Annotated in this window: 16 protein-coding genes; 13 read left to right on the top strand and 3 right to left on the bottom strand. The window is 65.3% G+C overall.

The features are described from left to right. Positions 1–74 precede the first annotated feature (74 nt). The 10 genes from kbl (at position 75) to R2676_RS10820 (ending at position 12,421) form a co-directional block, all read left to right on the top strand. Positions 75–1,310 (top strand): glycine C-acetyltransferase, encoded by a 1,236-nt coding sequence (gene kbl / locus R2676_RS10775; RefSeq protein ID WP_206274589.1) that lies wholly within the window; start codon positions 75–77, stop codon positions 1,308–1,310. Then, entirely contained in the window at positions 1,310–2,293 is a 984-nt protein-coding gene (locus R2676_RS10780) for an NAD-dependent epimerase/dehydratase family protein (protein WP_206274590.1), read from the top strand. Before kbl ends, R2676_RS10780 begins: the two co-directional genes overlap by 1 nt. 82 nt (positions 2,294–2,375) lie before the next feature. Next, the gene (locus R2676_RS10785) at positions 2,376–2,645 is read left to right on the top strand and encodes a hypothetical protein (protein ID WP_316887250.1); all 270 of its coding nucleotides are present in this window, start codon (positions 2,376–2,378) and stop codon (positions 2,643–2,645) included. Positions 2,646–3,232: 587 nt separating this feature from the next. Beyond that, positions 3,233–4,243 (top strand): LuxR C-terminal-related transcriptional regulator, encoded by a 1,011-nt coding sequence (locus R2676_RS10790; RefSeq protein ID WP_206274592.1) that lies wholly within the window; start codon positions 3,233–3,235, stop codon positions 4,241–4,243. A gap of 73 nt (positions 4,244–4,316) precedes the next feature. After that, positions 4,317–6,791, top strand: coding sequence for a poly-beta-1,6 N-acetyl-D-glucosamine export porin PgaA (gene pgaA / locus R2676_RS10795; protein ID WP_206274593.1), 2,475 nt, complete (start codon positions 4,317–4,319; stop codon positions 6,789–6,791). 5 nt (positions 6,792–6,796) lie between these two features. Beyond that, on the top strand, positions 6,797–8,992 hold the full coding sequence (gene pgaB, locus R2676_RS10800) for a poly-beta-1,6-N-acetyl-D-glucosamine N-deacetylase PgaB (protein WP_410482491.1): 2,196 nt from the start codon (positions 6,797–6,799) through the stop codon (positions 8,990–8,992). 1 nt (position 8,993) lies between these two features. Next, complete coding sequence (gene pgaC / locus R2676_RS10805; RefSeq protein WP_206274594.1) at positions 8,994–10,280, top strand: poly-beta-1,6-N-acetyl-D-glucosamine synthase; 1,287 nt, start codon at positions 8,994–8,996, stop codon at positions 10,278–10,280. After that, on the top strand, positions 10,277–11,287 hold the full coding sequence (locus R2676_RS10810; RefSeq protein ID WP_206274595.1) for a PgaD family protein: 1,011 nt from the start codon (positions 10,277–10,279) through the stop codon (positions 11,285–11,287). Before pgaC ends, R2676_RS10810 begins: the two co-directional genes overlap by 4 nt. A 380-nt stretch (positions 11,288–11,667) precedes the next feature. Beyond that, a complete protein-coding gene (locus R2676_RS10815; RefSeq protein WP_206274596.1) occupies positions 11,668–11,898 on the top strand; it encodes a hypothetical protein in 231 nt (76 codons plus the stop codon). A gap of 238 nt (positions 11,899–12,136) precedes the next feature. After that, positions 12,137–12,421 (top strand): hypothetical protein, encoded by a 285-nt coding sequence (locus tag R2676_RS10820; RefSeq protein ID WP_316857203.1) that lies wholly within the window; start codon positions 12,137–12,139, stop codon positions 12,419–12,421. A 106-nt stretch (positions 12,422–12,527) separates the two neighbouring features. On the opposite strand, the gene R2676_RS10825 is transcribed toward R2676_RS10820, so the two are convergent. Continuing rightward, entirely contained in the window at positions 12,528–12,722 is a 195-nt protein-coding gene (locus tag R2676_RS10825) for a hypothetical protein (RefSeq protein WP_206274597.1), read from the bottom strand. 145 nt (positions 12,723–12,867) lie between these two features. Between R2676_RS10825 and R2676_RS10830 the strand changes: the two genes are divergently transcribed. Continuing rightward, the gene (locus tag R2676_RS10830; RefSeq protein ID WP_316857202.1) at positions 12,868–13,890 is read left to right on the top strand and encodes an SDR family oxidoreductase; all 1,023 of its coding nucleotides are present in this window, start codon (positions 12,868–12,870) and stop codon (positions 13,888–13,890) included. 18 nt (positions 13,891–13,908) lie between these two features. Here the strand turns inward: R2676_RS10830 and R2676_RS10835 are convergent, their stop codons facing one another. Then, on the bottom strand, positions 13,909–14,292 hold the full coding sequence (locus R2676_RS10835) for a hypothetical protein (protein WP_206274598.1): 384 nt from the start codon (positions 14,290–14,292) through the stop codon (positions 13,909–13,911). A 58-nt stretch (positions 14,293–14,350) separates the two neighbouring features. Further along, on the bottom strand, positions 14,351–14,980 hold the full coding sequence (locus tag R2676_RS10840) for a UdgX family uracil-DNA binding protein (RefSeq protein ID WP_206274863.1): 630 nt from the start codon (positions 14,978–14,980) through the stop codon (positions 14,351–14,353). Between the two features lie 127 nt (positions 14,981–15,107). Between R2676_RS10840 and R2676_RS10845 the strand changes: the two genes are divergently transcribed. Together R2676_RS10845 and R2676_RS10850 are read left to right on the top strand one after the other, a co-directional pair. Next, on the top strand, positions 15,108–15,683 hold the full coding sequence (locus R2676_RS10845; protein WP_206274599.1) for a diguanylate cyclase: 576 nt from the start codon (positions 15,108–15,110) through the stop codon (positions 15,681–15,683). An 11-nt stretch (positions 15,684–15,694) separates the two neighbouring features. Beyond that, complete coding sequence (locus R2676_RS10850; protein WP_206274600.1) at positions 15,695–16,945, top strand: phosphatidylserine decarboxylase family protein; 1,251 nt, start codon at positions 15,695–15,697, stop codon at positions 16,943–16,945.

Raw genomic sequence — 16,945 nt, forward strand, 5'->3', positions numbered from 1 at the left:
GTAAATTGAACGAATTATTCGATATATCGAACTTGTTCGATTTATCGATCAACGCAGTCTACAGGAGCAGCACCATGGGGACAACGCAAGCCAACGCTTCCGCCGACGCCACCGGGGCCACCGACGCCTTCTACGCGCACATCCGCCGCGAGCTGAAGGCGATCGAGGAAGCCGGCCTCTACAAGACCGAGCGGATCATCACCACGCCGCAGGGCGCCGTGATCCGCACGGCTGACGGCAAGGAGGTCATCAACCTCTGCGCCAACAACTACCTCGGCCTGTCGTCGCACCCGGCGGTGCTGAAGGCCGCGCACGAAGCGCTCGACACGCACGGCTTTGGCCTCAGCTCGGTGCGCTTCATCTGCGGCACGCAGGATCTGCACAAGACGCTGGAAGCGCGGCTGGCGAAGTTTCTCGGCACGGAAGACACCATCCTCTACGGCTCGGCGTTCGATGCCAATGGCGGGCTGTTCGAAACGCTGCTCGGCGCGGAAGACGCCGTCATCAGCGATGAACTGAACCACGCGTCGATCATCGACGGCATCCGCCTGTGCAAGGCGCAGCGCTATCGCTACAAGCACAACGATCTTGATGATCTGCGCGCGCAATTGCAGGCCGCCGACGCGGCGGGCGCTCGCTTCAAGCTGGTGTTTACTGACGGCGTGTTCTCGATGGACGGCACCATCGCGCGGCTGGATGAGATCCGCGCCATCTGCGATGAATTCGGCGCGTTGCTGGGCATTGACGAATGCCATGCCACCGGCTTTCTCGGCAAGCGCGGTCGCGGCTCGCACGAGCACCGCGGCGTGTTCGGCAAGATCGACATCATTACCGGCACGCTGGGCAAGGGGCTGGGCGGCGCGTCGGGCGGTTTCACGAGCGCGCGCAAGGAAGTGGTGGCACTGCTGCGCCAGCGTTCGCGTCCGTATCTGTTCTCGAACACGGTGGCGCCGTCCATTGTCGGGGCGACCATCAAGGTGCTCGACCTGCTGGAAGCCGACACCGCGCTGCGCGACAAGCTGGAAGACAGCGCGCTATATTTCCGCCGCAAGATGGTCGAACTGGGTTTCGATATCAAGCCGGGCGACCATCCGATCGTGCCGATCATGGTGTACGACGCGCAGAAGGCGCAGGCGCTGTCCAAACGCCTGCTGGAACTGGGCGTGTACGTGGTCGGCTTCTTCTACCCGGTGGTGCCGAAGGGGCAGGCGCGCATCCGCGTGCAGATCAGCGCGGTGCACGAGCGCGCGCAACTTGATGCGGCGCTCAAGGCATTTGAAACCGCCGGCAAGGAACTGGGGATCGTCTGATGAGCACCGGTACGAGCGCGAATGTTGGAACGGCGCCGCGCATCCTCATCATCGGCGCCAACGGGCAATTGGGAACGGAGTTGGCCGTCGCGCTGGCAGAGCGCCACGGCAACGGTAACGTTGTGACGAGCGACATGGTGCCTCGCGGCCGCCATCCGCAGATTCGCCACGAAACGCTGGATGTGACCGATCGCGGCCAGTTGCGCGAGATCATCGAGCGCCACGGCATTACGCAGATCTATCACCTGGCGGCCGCGCTGTCGGCCGCGGCAGAGCAATCGCCCACGTGGGCCTGGGCACTCAATATGAATGGCCTGCTGAACGTGCTGGAAGCCGCGCGCAATCATCAGCTCGAGCGCATCTTCTGGCCCAGCTCGATTGCCGCGTTCGGGCCCACCACGCCCGCAGACAACACGCCGCAGAGCACGATCATGGAGCCCAAGACGGTCTACGGCATTTCCAAGCTGGCGGGCGAGGGCTGGTGCCGCTGGTATTTCGAGCACCACGGTGTGGACGTGCGCAGCCTGCGCTATCCGGGCCTCATCTCGTACAAGACCGCGCCGGGCGGCGGCACGACCGACTACGCCATCGACATCTTCCATTCGGCCGTGAAGGGCGAGCGTTATACGTGCTTCCTCGAGCACGACGAGGCGCTCCCCATGATGTATATGCCCGACGCTGTGCGCGCCACCATCGAGCTGATGGAGGCCCCCGCCGAGCGCATTACTGAGCGTGGCAGCTACAACCTGGCCGGCGTGAGCTTTACGCCAGAGCAACTGGCGGCGGAAATCCGCCGGCATCGTCCGTCGTTCGAGGTGGCCTACGCGCCGGATTTCCGTCAGGCGATTGCGGCCAGCTGGCCCAACTCCATCGACGATTCGGTCGCCCGCCGCGATTGGGGCTGGAAGCCCGAATACGGCGTGGCGGAGATGACGACCGACATGCTGCAGAACCTGGCGCACTTGGCCGCGCACCCCGCCTAGGCAGTTTCAGTCAGGGGAATTACGGGCATTGCACGGCGCTGTTTTCTGTTTCGCTTCGATCGGTTGTGTTCAACAATGCAGCATGGCCATCACTTCTCGCCCCTGCCGCATGCCCTGTTCGACGCCCGACCCCGCGCCGCGCCACCGCGACGACCCCCCCGCCAAGCGCACATGGTGGGTGCCGGTGCTGCGCATGTCGGTGGCGGCGGGCGTGGTGGCAGCGATTCCGCACACGTCGATCCAACTTCCGTTTGCCGACGGTGCCTGGATGCTGCATACGGCGGCCGGCCTCATCTTCATGGTGGGCGCCATCGATAGCCTCTTCCTCTTTGCCATGCGCCATAAGCCCTGAAGGCGGCGCATCGGTCATCTCCCGCCGACGGCGTCGCTCGATATGTGGCGCCCGCCGCGCCCGCTCGGTAAGTTTTAAAACAGGTTGTAAAAACGTTCAGTGGACAGCCGATGGCATGACGGCACCAGTCGTCACACTCCGCGAATTCGTAACTGAATCGTTACAGAAATGAAGCAATTTGCGGCACTGCACCAATCAAGGCGGCCGCCCAGCAATCCTTTGCCACAGCGGCTTTTTCGCCTGTTTCCCGCACCGCTATTTGTGCTGCAAGTGTAAGCAGATGTTGCGCTGCACGGAGGTGGCCCGATGCTTGCTCTATGTGGTGCGGTCAGTCTGTATGTGCAGGGCAGTTCCGCCACATGCAGAACACGTTTTTCCAAATAAGCGAATCCGGAACCGGATTGGTCCCCACGGTCACACGGTCCCCACGGCATTCGCACTTCGCTTCTCCACAGCCGGCATATCGCCGGTGGCAGGGCGCTTCTCTCGGACGGTCCCGGGGTTTCGACGGTCATGTGCGTGCTCGCCCGCAGCGGCTGGCCTGCGCGCGCCTGACCGGAATCGCTTCACAAGAGAACGAGGAAACCATGAAAGCAGTCCTGCTGGAGAATCATCCGTTGCTGCGAGCCGGACTTGCGCAGTTGCTCGCGCATCCGACCCTTGGTCTGGAGGTCGTCGCCCCGGCATTGCCTGCCGGCGTCCCCGGTGAATTGCCTGCTTGCGATGAACGAGCCGACCTGCTCGTCATCGGCCTGGACGAGGCCCATGGGCCGTTTGAGCCAAGCCAGTTCGCCGCCCAATTGCGCGAAGCCATCGACGCGAGCGAGGCCAGCCATGTGGTGCTGCTGGCCGCCAGCCTGTCTGCTGAAGAAGCGCACGTCGCCATGACGTGCGGTGTGGACGCCTATTGCGCCAAATCGCAATCGCCCGAAGTCCTGCTCGCCACGTTGCGGCTCGTGCTGGCGGGTGGCCAGTCCTATCCGGCGCTGATGCCGCGTGCCGCCAGTGCGGCCCTGCCGATGCTCTCGCTGGATGCATCTGAAGCGGCGCAGCGGCTGAATGTTTCGCTGCGCCAGTACGAAGTGCTGGTGCTCCTGTCGCGCGGCCACTCGGTCAAGGGCGTCGGCCGCCTGCTGGGCATTTCGGAAGCCACCGTCAAGACGCACGCCTGCACGCTGTATCGACGCCTGAACGTGCGCAACAAGAGCGAAGCGGTGTATGCCGCCATGCGCCTGGGCATTCCGCTGGAGCTGCAGGGCGGGGCTGCCGCCACCACCAGCGGTGCATCTGCGCAGACATCGGTCCAGGTGTCTGGCGATGCGCAAGACGCCGACGTGTTCGTGCACACCGCGGCACGCACACCGACTCCGCTCCCGGCCGGCGCACGGCCCCGGGACGCGGTCATGGCGTCTTCCTCCCCCCAGACGGGGGCGGTCGGCCGGACCACCGCATCGGTGTCCGCATCGGCCGCTGAACTGGGCGCTGAGTCTCGCTGGGCCGCCATGACGCGCGCCTTCGGGGGCGTGACCAGCGTGACGCCCGCCAAGCCCATGCGCGCCCCGGTGCGCACCGCCAACGGGACGGCCCGCCTCGGCTGACTCGGCCCAGGCAGCTCTTCATGCAATGCGGATGACGTGCGCCCGCACGCCCCGCTCACTGGACACGACAACAATGACAACCCACGAGCCAATTTCCTCGAGCCTGCCGGCCGCGCGCAGCGGCGCCGCTGCGGCATGGCATCCACGCCGCTGCGCAATTGCTGCCGCCACCGTTGTGGTCGTCGGCACGGCGCCGATGATCGCGCACGCCGCGATCGACGATGCTTCGAACGCCGCCACGCGGCGCCTGATCGACACGCAGTTGGGCGACGCGGCGGCCAAGGGCGCGGCCACGTCTGCATCCACCACCGTCATCGTCGGCGGTGACGATCTGCCGGCGTCGCCGGCCGGCACGCTGCTGGTGGCGCAACAGGCCGTGCCGGCCGCCGATTCGCCCCTGACGGCATCCCTGGCATCCCCGGCAGCCGCTTCGCCCGCCACCGCGGCGCCGATGCCGGCTGTTGAGGCAGCGCCCTCGGCGCCTCCGCCCGCACCGCAGTCGCCCACAGTGATCCTGCCCCCGGGCACGCCTTCGCCCGATGCAGCTGCACAGGCCCCGGCCGCGCCTTCAGGCCCGCGTGCACAAGGTCCGGGCGCGCTGGAACCGCTGCAGGTGTCGCCGGAAGCGGCCAACGCCGCGGCCACGCACGCCGCCGGCAATGCCCCCGACAACGCGCCCGTCGGCCCGATGCCGACCGACCGCCAGGCCTTCCACGATGAAGTCATGCGCGAGTCGCGCGAGGGCGCGGCCACGCTGGCGCAAGAGCACCTGCGCCAGCATCCCGACTGGTTCAAGGAAGCCGAGTCATGGCATGTGGACCATGCCGCCGCTGCCCAGCGCATCCGCTGGGGGCGTCAGCAGTTGAAGGTCATCAACGGGCCGGAACGCTTCGTCATCATCGATCAGGCGGTGGCCGAGATCGAGGCACTGCTCAAGAAGGTGCCCGATACGCCCGAGAACGCGGAGTTCCGGCAGGAAATCGTGGCGGATGAAGTGGTGGCACTGTCCTCACGCGGGCGCATGAAGGATGCCGTCAAGCGCTACGAAGCCATGTCGCAGACCGGCAAGGTGCCCGCGTACACACGCGTTGCTGCGGGCGATGCGTACGCGTATCTCGACACGCCGGACAAGGCCGCTGCGGCGTACGCGCAAGCGCTCAAGGATGCGAGCCCGGGCGAGATCGAAACGGGCGACGTCCAGGAAGGCCTCTTCTACGCCATGCTCGATACGGGCCGCTTTGAAGACGCCCGCGCGCTGCTCGACAAGATGAAGGCCGACAACCCGGAATACGTGCGCCTGGCGCCGGAAGCCGGCACGCCCAATCCCGATTACTCGCGCATCAAGCGCCTGGAAGCGCAGTACCTGATCCTGACGGGCCGCACGCACCAGGGCATTGCCGAGCTGGACAAGTGGCGCCACGAAGCACCGTTTGCCGCATCGCTCGTCAGCGCACGTGCCGACGGCGCGATGGTGCAGACCGAGCCGTATCGTTCGCGCGAGATGTACAAGACCGCGCTGGCCGAGCACCCGGATGACTTGAGCGTGGTGGCCGGCTATGGCCGCGCATCGTTGGCGGTGGACGATCTGAAGACCGCCAAGGATGTCGCCAACGGGCTGGACGAGCGCTTTCCCGAGAACGGCTCGGTGCGTGCGCTGCGCAAGGATCTGGATGTGTACCAGAGCCCGCAGCTGATCATCGAATCGACGGCGGACAAGGGCAATTCGGTGTTCGCCAACAACGAATTCGGGGTCAGCACCAAGGCCTACAGCGGGCCGTTTGCGGATCACTATCGCCTGTTCTTCCACAACTTTGCGGGCCGCGCGCAGTTTGACGGTGCCACGCAAAGCCGCGTGCGCAACGGCGCAGGCCTGCAGTGGTTCGACACCGGCGTCGAAGTGAACGGCGAGGTGCACCAGTCTGTTGGTGCGGCCGGCAAGACGGGCGGCACTTTGGATGCGACGTGGATCCCGAGCGACCACTGGAAGGTGTCGGGCTTGGTGACCACCGATGACCTGGAGGTGCCCTACAAGGCGTACCAGGTGGGTGTGACCGGCAAGACCTTGAGCGGCAACGTGCGCTACACGTGGGATGAAACGCGTTACGCGTCCCTGACGTACGGTGTGTCGCGCTACTCCGACGACAACCTGCGCCAGCGCTGGGCCGCGAACTTCTACCAGCAGGTGTTCACCTCGCCGCGCCACACGGTCGGCGTGCTGCTGGGTGCCGATACCAGCAACAACACCATGACGGGCCTGAACTACTTCAGCCCATCACGCGACTACAGCGGCACGGCCACCGCCATCTGGTCATGGACGCCATGGCGCTACGCCGACAAGTCGTTCACGCAGCGCCTGTACCTGACCGGCGGCCTGTACAACCAGCAGTCGTTCGGCAACAGCCCGATGATGGAAGCGCGGCTCGAACATGTCTGGCAGATCAATCGCAAGACGCAGGTTTCCTACGGCATCGGCTTTGGCCGCCATCGTTACGACGGCCAGCCCGAGAACCGCAAGTTCCTGTACCTGAACCTCAACATTCCGCTGTGATGCCCATGCAAGCTCTCCGACAACCGTCATTGCGACGATTCATCGCCTGGATGGCATTGACCGTGGCGCTGGCCCTCGTGGCCGCCGTTCGTCCTGCCGGCGCGGTCCAGGTGGACTTCCTCCCCAAGCCCGATCCGGACGACGGCAAGACCTTCCGCGTGCTGTGCTTCCACGACATCCGCGACAACCTGCGCGCCAGCTTCGAGACGTTGCCCGACGCGTTTGCCGTCGACACCAAGATGCTGACGAACATGTTCAGCTGGATCCAGGCCAACGGCTATCACCCCGTCACGCTCGCGCAGATCGACGAGGCGCGCCGTGGCGGCAAGCCGCTGCCGAAGCGGCCGATCCTGCTGACGTTCGACGATGGCTACGAGAGCCATTACACGAAAGTTTTCCCGCTGCTCAAGCAGTTCCGCTTCCCGGCCGTGTTCGGTCTGGTGACGGAATGGACCAACGCGCCGCCGGGGGCAAAGATCAAGCTTTCGAACACGCAGATCGTCGACCGCGATTTCTTCATGAACTGGAACCAGATCCGCGAGATGCAGGCTTCGGGCCTGGTCGAGTTCGCCACGCACACGCACGACATGCACCACGGTGCGCTCGGCAACCCGCAGGGCAACGAGATGCCGACTGCGACCACGCATGAGTATCTGCCCAAGCTCGGCCGCTACGAGACCGACGACGAGTATCGCAAGCGCGTGCGGGGCGACCTGCAGCGCAGCGTCGACATCATCCAGAAAAACGTCGGCACCAAGGTGCAGACGGTGGTGTGGCCGTATGGCGCCCACAACCTGATGGCTGACCAGGAGGCCGCCAACGTGGGCCTGAAGTACATGCTCACGCTCGAGCCGGGGCCGAACACGCCGGATGTGCCGCTCACTGCCATCCGCCGCAGCCTGATGGGCTACGACACCAACACGGGCGACCTCGAGCGCTCGCTGCGCGAGCCCGTGACGCACCACGGCATGATTAACCCCGTGCAGCGCGTGGTGCATGTCGACATGGATTACATCTACGACCCGGACCCGAAGCAGCAGGAGGCCAACCTCGGCAAGCTGATCGACCGCATCAAGGACCTCGCGCCGCGCGTGGTCTACCTGCAGGCCTTTGCAGACCCGAAGGGCAACGGCGCCGTGGACGCGGTGTACTTCCCGAACCGCCACATGCCGATGCGGGCGGACCTGTTCTCGCGCGTCTCGTGGCAGTTGAAGACGCGTGCGAAGGTGGAGGTGTACGCGTGGCTCCCGATGCTGTCGTACAAGCTGCCGGCCAACAATCCGGCGGCCACGCACCTGGTGCAGTCGGTGGCCGGTGCGCCGCAGAAGCCGGGCACGGTCAAGCCGCCGCGGCTGTCGCCGTTCGATCCGCAGGCGCGCCAGATGATTCGCGACATCTATGAAGACCTGGCCAAGAACGCGACCATCGACGGCATCCTGTTCCACGACGACGGCGTGCTCGACGACTACGAAGATGCCAGCCCCGCTGCGCTCAAGGCCTACGAGGCGATGGGCCTGCCCGGTGACATCAACCAGATTCGCCAGTCGCCCGAGTTGATGCAGAAGTGGTCGCGGGCCAAGACGGCTGCGCTGATCTCGTTCTCGAAAGAGCTGATCTCGGTGGCGCAGGGCTATCAGAACGGCCGCGACATGCTGACCGCGCGCAACATCTTTGCGGGCCCGGTGCTCGATCCGAAGGCTGAAACGTGGACGGCGCAGAACTATGACGACTTCCTGGAGGCGTACGACTACGTGGCGCTCGAAGCCATGCCGTACATGGAAGAAGCCAAGGATCCGAAGGACTGGATGAAGAAGCTGACGGCCGCCGTGGCCAAGCACAAGGACGGCCTGAAGAAGACCATCTTCGAGCTGCAGGCAGTGGACTGGCGCAACCAGGACAAGCCGATCCCGTCGACCGAACTGCGTGACCAGATGCGTGCGCTGCGCTCGGCCGGTGCGCTGAACTACGGCTACTACCCCGATGACTTCATTGCCGGTCGGCCCGATACCGAGGTGCTGCGCGAAGTGATGTCGCTCAAGACGTATATCGAGACGCGCAAGCCGGCCGGCGGCGACAAGGGCAGCGTTGAAAAGCTCAACAGCTCGTCGCTGCCGCAGAGCCAGCCGCCGAATGCGGGCGTGGACAGGAAACCTGCGACCACCGAAGCCGCAACGTCGTCCAACACCAAGGCGGGAGGCTGACATGGAAGTGGACTTCCTTCTGGCCAAGCGCTGGATCTCCGACTTCGTCTTCTACTACCCGTTTTTCATGTCGTATTTCTGGATGATCGGCGGGCTGCTGCACTACTTCCTGCTTGAACGCGGGACGGAGCACGTGCGGCACCCGCTGGCACTGCTGGGGGTGAAGAGCTACCCCAAGGTGTCGATCATCGTCCCTTGCTACAACGAAGAGGCGAACGTGCGGGAGGTGATCAGCCATCTCGCACGCATGCGTTATCCGAACTACGACATCATCGCCGTGAATGACGGCAGCTCCGACCGCACGGGCGAGCGGCTGAACGAACTCGCTGCGGAGTATCCGCAGCTGGTGGTGATTCACCAGTCGTCCAACCAGGGCAAGGCGATCGGCCTGACCACCGCCGCACAGGTGACCGATGCCGAGTACCTGATGTGCATCGACGGCGATTCGATTCTCGACGTGGATGCGATTGCCTGGATGATCCGTCACCTGATGGAGAACCCGAACGTTGGCGCAGTGACGGGCAACCCGCGCATCCGCACGCGTTCGACATTGCTCGGGCGCATGCAGGTGGGCGAGTTCTCGTCGATCGTGGGGCTCATCAAGCGGACGCAGCAGGTCTATGGTCGGCTGCTGACCGTGTCGGGCGTGGTCGTGATGTTCCGCAAGCACGCCATCGAGGATGTCGGCTACTGGAGCAACGACATGCTCACCGAGGACATCGACATCAGCTGGAAGCTGCAGGTGGGCGGCTGGATGATCCGCTACGAGCCGCGCGCGCTGTCGTGGATCCTGATGCCCGAGACCTTCCGCGGCCTGTACAAGCAGCGCCTGCGCTGGGCCAAGGGCGGCATCCAGGCGCTGATCAAATACGCACCGGCGATGGCGAGCCTGCGGCAGTCGATGATGTGGCCGATCTTCTTCGAGTACGCACTCTCGGTCGTGTGGGCGTACAACATGCTCATCGTCATCACGTGGTCGATGGTCAGCTTCTTCGTCGACTTGCCGCCCGAGTGGCGCATGGAAGCGCTCCCACGCTGGCACGGTACGTTGCTGTTCATCACATGTGTGCTGCAGTTGCTGGTCGGCTGCTTTATCGATCGCCGCTACGACGACAACATCCTGCGCTACTTCATCGACACCGTCTGGTATCCGGTTGCGTTCTGGATCCTGAACCTCGTCACCACGGTGATCGGCTTTCCGGCCGTTGCCTTCCAGCGTACGCGTGCGCGTGCCCGCTGGACCAGCCCCGACCGGGGCATCCAACAACAACAGGGGAATTCGCCATGACCATGCTCGTCATTGATGTTTCGCGAAACTCGATCCGACAGTCGTTCTCGGACAAGGGTGTCGTCGGTACCTTGCACCACGTACTGTGGTTCCGCATCTTCCGCCCCTTGCTCGTGATCTCGATCTGGGGGCTGCTGGGCCTGTATGTGGGCTACTCCATCAGCAGCGTGGGCCCGAGCGGCCTGCCGTTCGAACAACTGCGCATGTACGGCAACATCATCGCGGGCATGGGCGGCGTGCTCGTGGTGTGGATGATCCTGTCGCGCATGGACCGAGCGATCCGCCGCAAGATCGCGCGCGCGCCGGTAGCGCGGCCAGTGTCGGGCGGCGCTTCGGCGCGCGCCTCGCGTGGGACGCCGCATGCGCGGCAGCCTGCGTGGCAACGTCCGCGCAACACGCGCCTGCTGGTGGTCGACCACGACGATGATGGCGACATCACGCACGTGCGCTCGTGGCAGGAATGGGCAGGCCGCCCGGCACCTGCCGGCACCGCCACGCCGCCCACGCCGTTCACCCGCAGCCCGGAATACGACCCGGAAGAGCCGGTGCTCGGCTCCCGTCCTGTCGGCGAGGCGATCGTGCTCGAGAACCTCGATCGCGAAGAGCCGTCGCTGGCAGGTTCGGACGCACCTGCCCAGCCGCCGCGTGACATCGCGAAGGCCGTGGATGCCATCACGGCGGATGCAGCGGGCTTCCATCGCTTCGGCTATCGCGGCCGTCTGGGCCGCAGCGACTGGGTCGAGCCGACCGCAACTGAATCATCGGGCGCGCAGACGTATGCGATGCGCCCTGGCATGGCGCGCCACTACGGCAGCGTGACGGCCGTCGTGCATGGCCGTGCTGCAGTGCAGGCAGCGGACCGGGCGACCGAACACCACCGCACGTTGCATGCATTTGGTGCGCATGCACAAGTGGAGGATCCGTACGCGCGACTGCAACGCGTCGAGAAAATCGACCCGCTGCACGGCTTCGGCCGCCGCGCCAACATCGTCGCCAACGACGCGTAAGGTCGAATTCGAGCGCAGTCCCAGGCGCCCCGCTGACGCGAGTCACCGGGGCGCATTCTTTTGCGCAATTGACTTAGCGCAAACGGACGAGGGCGGACTTTTCTGCAATGCGCAATCGTTGCCGCCCGTGCGCTTCACCGCACGGCAAACGGTTGGCGCGGGGGCCTTGGCGATAGGGCGGGCGATGCCGACGGAAGAAACGCTCCATTGCCCTCTTGAATGCCGCTGCGCGGGTGCCTATGCTGGCTTCTCCTGCAAGCCCAGTTGCTCTCTCCCGGTGTTCTCGGCGGCTCTTGCAGTGCTCATGGTGTCAGTAAAAACCAAGCCCACCCACCGTCACGGATTGCGTGCCGTGGCCCACAGACAAGCTGGAGCCGACTGTGCTGAGTCCCCATGAATTTGCCGTCCTGCTTCTCGTCAACGACGGTGCCGAATCCGACGACCTCGACCGCGCCGATGTCGAAGCGCTCATCGAACGACAGCTCGTGACGCTGGAGCGCCGCGGCCCGGATCACTGCTATGCCCGGGTGACCCTCCAGGGTTACGTTCTGCTCAAGGCATCCGGACACGTTCGCAACGGCGGCCGCCGCGCGCTGGCCGTGTCCCACTAGACGATCCTTCCTCATCACAGTGCACGCGGTGGCTGCCCGGGCGCGAGTCCGGGCGTCCGCGTGACGTGCGCGCGATCGATACAAACAGAAACACACTGGTCGTGGCGCAGGCGCGGCGTATGCACGCCTGCGCCCGCCCAAGGGACGGCTTCTTGCTGAATTGCAGATGCCTATCCGCAGATTCGACGCAGCTGCGTCAGCGGGAAGGCACGCATGACCACTCAAGAGGAGCCACCCCATGAAGAAGAAACACACCCTGCTTGCGGCGCTGTTTGCGCTGACCGGTACGGTTGCGCTCGCGCAGCCCATGCCGCCGCCGCATCCCGAAGATCACGACCGCGATCACGACCACGAACGTGCCGAACGCATGGAACGCGAGCGACACATGGAGCGTCACGAAGAGCACCGTGAACTCCGTGCCGAGCACCGCGACATCAAGCGTGACCGTGAAGCCCTGCGACACCGCGAACACGACGCACGCGAGCGCGCACATGAAGTCCATGAAGACATGGAACATCGCTGATACAGCGTGACCAACCGGACGCCCGAGCGCGAATACGGCAACGCCGGCGCGTCGGGCGTCATCCTGATGCGGATTTTTCCGGCGCCGCCTGCGATCCGGTCAGCCGTCAGCCTCCGCCAATCCCCTGAATGATCTTGCCGCTGCCCTCGCACGACCGGCACGGGCTGCCGTCGTCGCGCTGGCCCGTTCCGTTGCACTCCGGGCAGACGGCTTCGCCGCTGCCGGGCGCGCCAGGTGCTGCTTCGTCACCCGGCGCAGCCGGTGCGGGCGGCGTGCCGGGGATGGGGTTTTCATTGTTCACGTGTCCTCCTGTCTGGCGGGTGTGTGAGGAGCGCAGCGCAGAAATCGTGCCGCTCTCACACCCTTCGCGAACGGGAATCGCCCTTGCTTGATGCAGCGTTCAGGCGGGCCGGTGTTCGGCCTGCTCCCCGATCAAGGAGCAGCTCGTGGCAGACGACGATTTCTTCAAGGCGCGCCGCAAGGTCATGCAAGGCGCGACCGCAGCACTTGCAGCGGCGGTGACAACGCCGGCACTGGCGCAACCCCAATCGCAACCCGGCACCGCAGCCGGCGCTGCATCCGCGAAGAGCGGCGTGCAGGACCCGCGCCCGCTGTACCCCCATCCCCCGTTTCCGGTGCAGTCGCAGCCGTGGCCAGGCCTGGCTGCGCGCATGACGCCGCGGCCCGATCACGGAGAACGCAGCTACCGGGGTAGCGGCCGCCTTACGGGGCGACGGGCGCTCATCACGGGCGGCGATTCGGGCATCGGCCGTGCGACGGCCATCGCTTTTGCGCGCGAGGGGGCGGACGTGGCCATCAACTATCTGCCGCAGGAAGAGGAAGACGCACGCGAAGTGGTGGAGCTGATTCGCGCGGCGGGGCGCAAGGCCGTGGCGTTGCCGGGCGACATCCGCGACGAAGCGTTTTGCAAATCGCTGGTCGATAAGGCGGTCAGCGCACTGGGCGGCTTGGACATCCTCGTCAACAACGCGGGGCGGCAGCAGAGCCACGATTCCATCCTCGACATCACGACGGATGCATTCGACTGGACGCTCAAGACGAACGTCTACGCGCTGTTCTGGATCACCAAAGCGGCCATCCCGCACATGCCGGCCGGCGCGGCCATCATCAATACGGCGTCGGTCAATGCATACGATCCTTCGGAAAACCTGCTCGACTATGCGTGCACCAAGGCCGCGATCGCCAACTTTACAAAGGGGCTGGCCAAGCAGATGGCCAAGCGCGGCATTCGCGTCAACGCCGTGGCGCCGGGCCCGTTCTGGACGCCCCTGCAAGTGAGCGGCGGACAGACGGAGGCCAACCTCAAGGAGTTCGGCGCGAAAACGCCCATGGGCCGCCCGGGCCAGCCGGCGGAAATCGCCACCGTCTATGTGCAACTGGCCAGCAGCGAGTCCAGCTATGTGACCGGTCAGGTCTACGGTGCCTCCGGCGGCAGCGGCCAGCCCTGAGCGCCTGCCCGCCGACGGTCAAGGGTGCGTTGCCGGAATGTTGGGCGGGCTGGCCGGCGGACGCTCGCGCCCCTGCGGGCTGCCGCCCGTGGATTGGTCTTTGACCACGTTGCCGTTCTTGTCCTGATGCGACGTGGAACCCGTGCGCGGTACGTATTCGCCGGAAGGGTTGGCGCTGTCGTTGCGCGTGCGGTTGCGGGTGGCATCGCGCCCCGTGGGGCTGTCGGTCCGGCTTGTGGTGCCGGTGGCGGTGGTGCTGTCTGGGCGGGCTGCGGGTGCGTTGTCGCTGCTGGCGGATTGGCCGCCCGTGGCTTGCGCGAACACTGCGCCGCTGGCGAGTGACACGAACATGGCTGCCGTCGCGCACAGCGCACGTGCCGGATAGGTAGTGCGGTTCATCATCGTCCTCTCGTGAAGTGTCAATGTCGATTCCACCGCCGCAACTCACGCGCCCGTGCTGCTAGTTGCCCGCGGCAAGCCGCCGAGCATGTTTGAGCCCAGTCACGATGTCGAGATAGGCGTGTTCCCGTGCGGCGGGGTCCGGGGCGCGAAGTGCGTAAGACGGATGCCATGTCGCGAGCACCATGCGGCCGTCATGGCGGACGGGCTTGTTGAAGTGGTCTTGCAGGCGCGCATGTGCATCGTCGAGCAGCGCCTTCAACGCAGTCGCACCCAGCGCGACGACCACGGCCGGCGCTTCCTGCTGCAGTTCGCGCTCGAGCCAGTACATGCAGGCCTGCACCTCCCGCTGGCCCGGCGTCTTGTGCAGGCGCCGCTTGCCGCGCAACTCCCATTTGAAGTGCTTGACCGCGTTGGTGATGAAGACGTCGTCGCGCGGGATGCCGGCGTCTTCCAGTGCGCGATCCAGCAGCTTGCCCGCGGGGCCCACAAACGGTTTGCCCGCGAGGTCTTCGCCGTCGCCTGGCTGCTCGCCGACGAGCATGATGCGCGCCCGTCGCTTGCCTTCACCGGGTACGGCTTGCGTGGCGTGGCGCCAGAGGTCGCACCGCCGGCACGCGTCGAGCGACGCCGGCTGCTGGGTCGGGTCGGTGTCGTCTTCTTCTGGTGGAGGGGCGGCGGGCTTTTTCATGGGCAGATCCGGCTGCGCAAGCTGCAGCAACGTCGATGCCACTGCCCGTGCCACTGCCGCTGGAACGCCGGTTGCGTGGGCAGTCGGCCTGCCAGACATGTCGCGCAATCTTCGTTGGAGCCGGCCCATGCATGAGCCATTTGAGTCGTACCTGATGTACTTCCTGATTCCGCTATGGGTGGCGGCCGGGGTGGCCGACTGGTGCTGCCATCGCGCCGCGCGCATTGAAAGAACCTCCGGCGCCAAGGAGTCGATGCTGCACCTGCTGATGCTTGCCGAAATGGGCGTGCCGGTGCTTGCAGCGTTGTTCCTGCGGATCAACGCGCTGGTGCTCGCGGCGATGGCCGTTGCCTATGTCGTGCATCAGGCCACCGCCATGTGGGACGTCAGCTTTGCCGTGGCCCATCGCACCGTGAAGCCATTCGAGCAGCACGTGCACAGCTTCCTGGAGATGATCCCGCTGATGGCGTTGTCCGTTGTCGCGCTGCTGCACTGGGACGAGGTGCTCGGCCTGTTCGGTATGGGGTCTGCGTCGCCCGATTTTTCGCTGCGCTGGAAAGATCCGCCGCTGCCGTGGGGCTATGTCGCGACTGTCTTGCTGGTTTTCGTGGTGCTGGAGCTGCTGCCGTATGCGGAGGAGCTGGTACGTTGCCTGCGGCAACGGCACGCTCCGCCTCTGGTTGCCGGGCAGCGGCGCGTTTAAGGAGAAGATTTTTGGAAGCTGCATCGAATGTTCCGCTGGACCGGCGCCGCCGGCTGGGCAACTGGCTGCCCGAAGGCGAAGCGCAGTTGGCCGCATTTCGCACCGAGCTGGTCGCGCAAGCGCTGTCACGCCCGTCGAAGACGCCCTTGGTGGCGGCTGTGCGCGCGCTCGCCAACCTGATCGACAGCGAGCCCGTATTGCGCATGCACCTTGCACGCGCCATCGACGAAGCGCGGGACCGGGGATACGAACTCGGCTACAAGGACAGCACGGAACTGCTGGTCGCCATCGACCACATCGTCACGTGCGCACCGCGCTTCAGCGAAAAGACGCTGGTGATCTGTCCGCTCAACGCGCTGCTCGACTGGCCGATGTGCATGCCTTCCGGCTACGCGCTGTTCCGTGATCGGCGCATCAACGATGCATTGAAGGCGGTGCTCAATGGCTGGAGCGCCTTCCTCAGCGGCCCGCACTCGCGGGCCTACCTGAACACCAACGAGCCGGACGGCTGGTTCAGCGCCGAAGCGACGCGCCGCGTCGGCATGGATCAGTTTCTGTGCGATCCATCCCTGCCGTATTGGGGCTTTACCTCGTGGAACGACTTCTTCACGCGCCGCTTTCGTGCCGGCATGCGGCCGGTCTCAGGCGAAGACGACAACAAGTTGATCGTCAGCGCGTGCGAGGCCGCACCCTACAACATCAGCCACGACGCACGCTATGAAGACGCCTTCTGGATCAAGGCACAGCCGTATTCATTGCGTGACATCTTCGGGTCGAGCAAGGCGCATCTGGCAGAGCGGTTTGCCGGCGGCAGCGTGTACCAGGCGTTCCTGAGCGCCTACAACTACCACCGCTGGCATGCGCCCGTTTCCGGCACCATCGTCGACACCTATCACGTGGAGGGTACGTACTACTCGTGTGTGGAATCGGAAGGCACCGACCCGGAAGGGTTGAACGATTCGCAGGGCTACAGCGCCGCCGTGGCCGCGCGCGCGGTCATCACCATCGCCTGCGACGACCCGGCGATCGGCACCGTGGGCTGCGTCTTCATCGGCATGGCGGAGGTGTCGTCGTGCATGATCGACGTCACGCCCGGCCAGCATGTCTGCAAGGGCGAGGAGCTGGGCTTCTTCCAGTACGGCGGGTCGACGTACTGCCTGTTCTTCGAACCCGGTGTGGTGGACACATTCTTCGTGCAGCCACCGTTTTCGCACGACACGCCGCCGGTGCGCGTCAATGCCGCGCTGGCGCGTGCCCGGTAG

The organism is Ralstonia flatus (genome assembly GCF_958439105.1).
Classification (GTDB): domain Bacteria; phylum Pseudomonadota; class Gammaproteobacteria; order Burkholderiales; family Burkholderiaceae; genus Ralstonia; species Ralstonia flatus.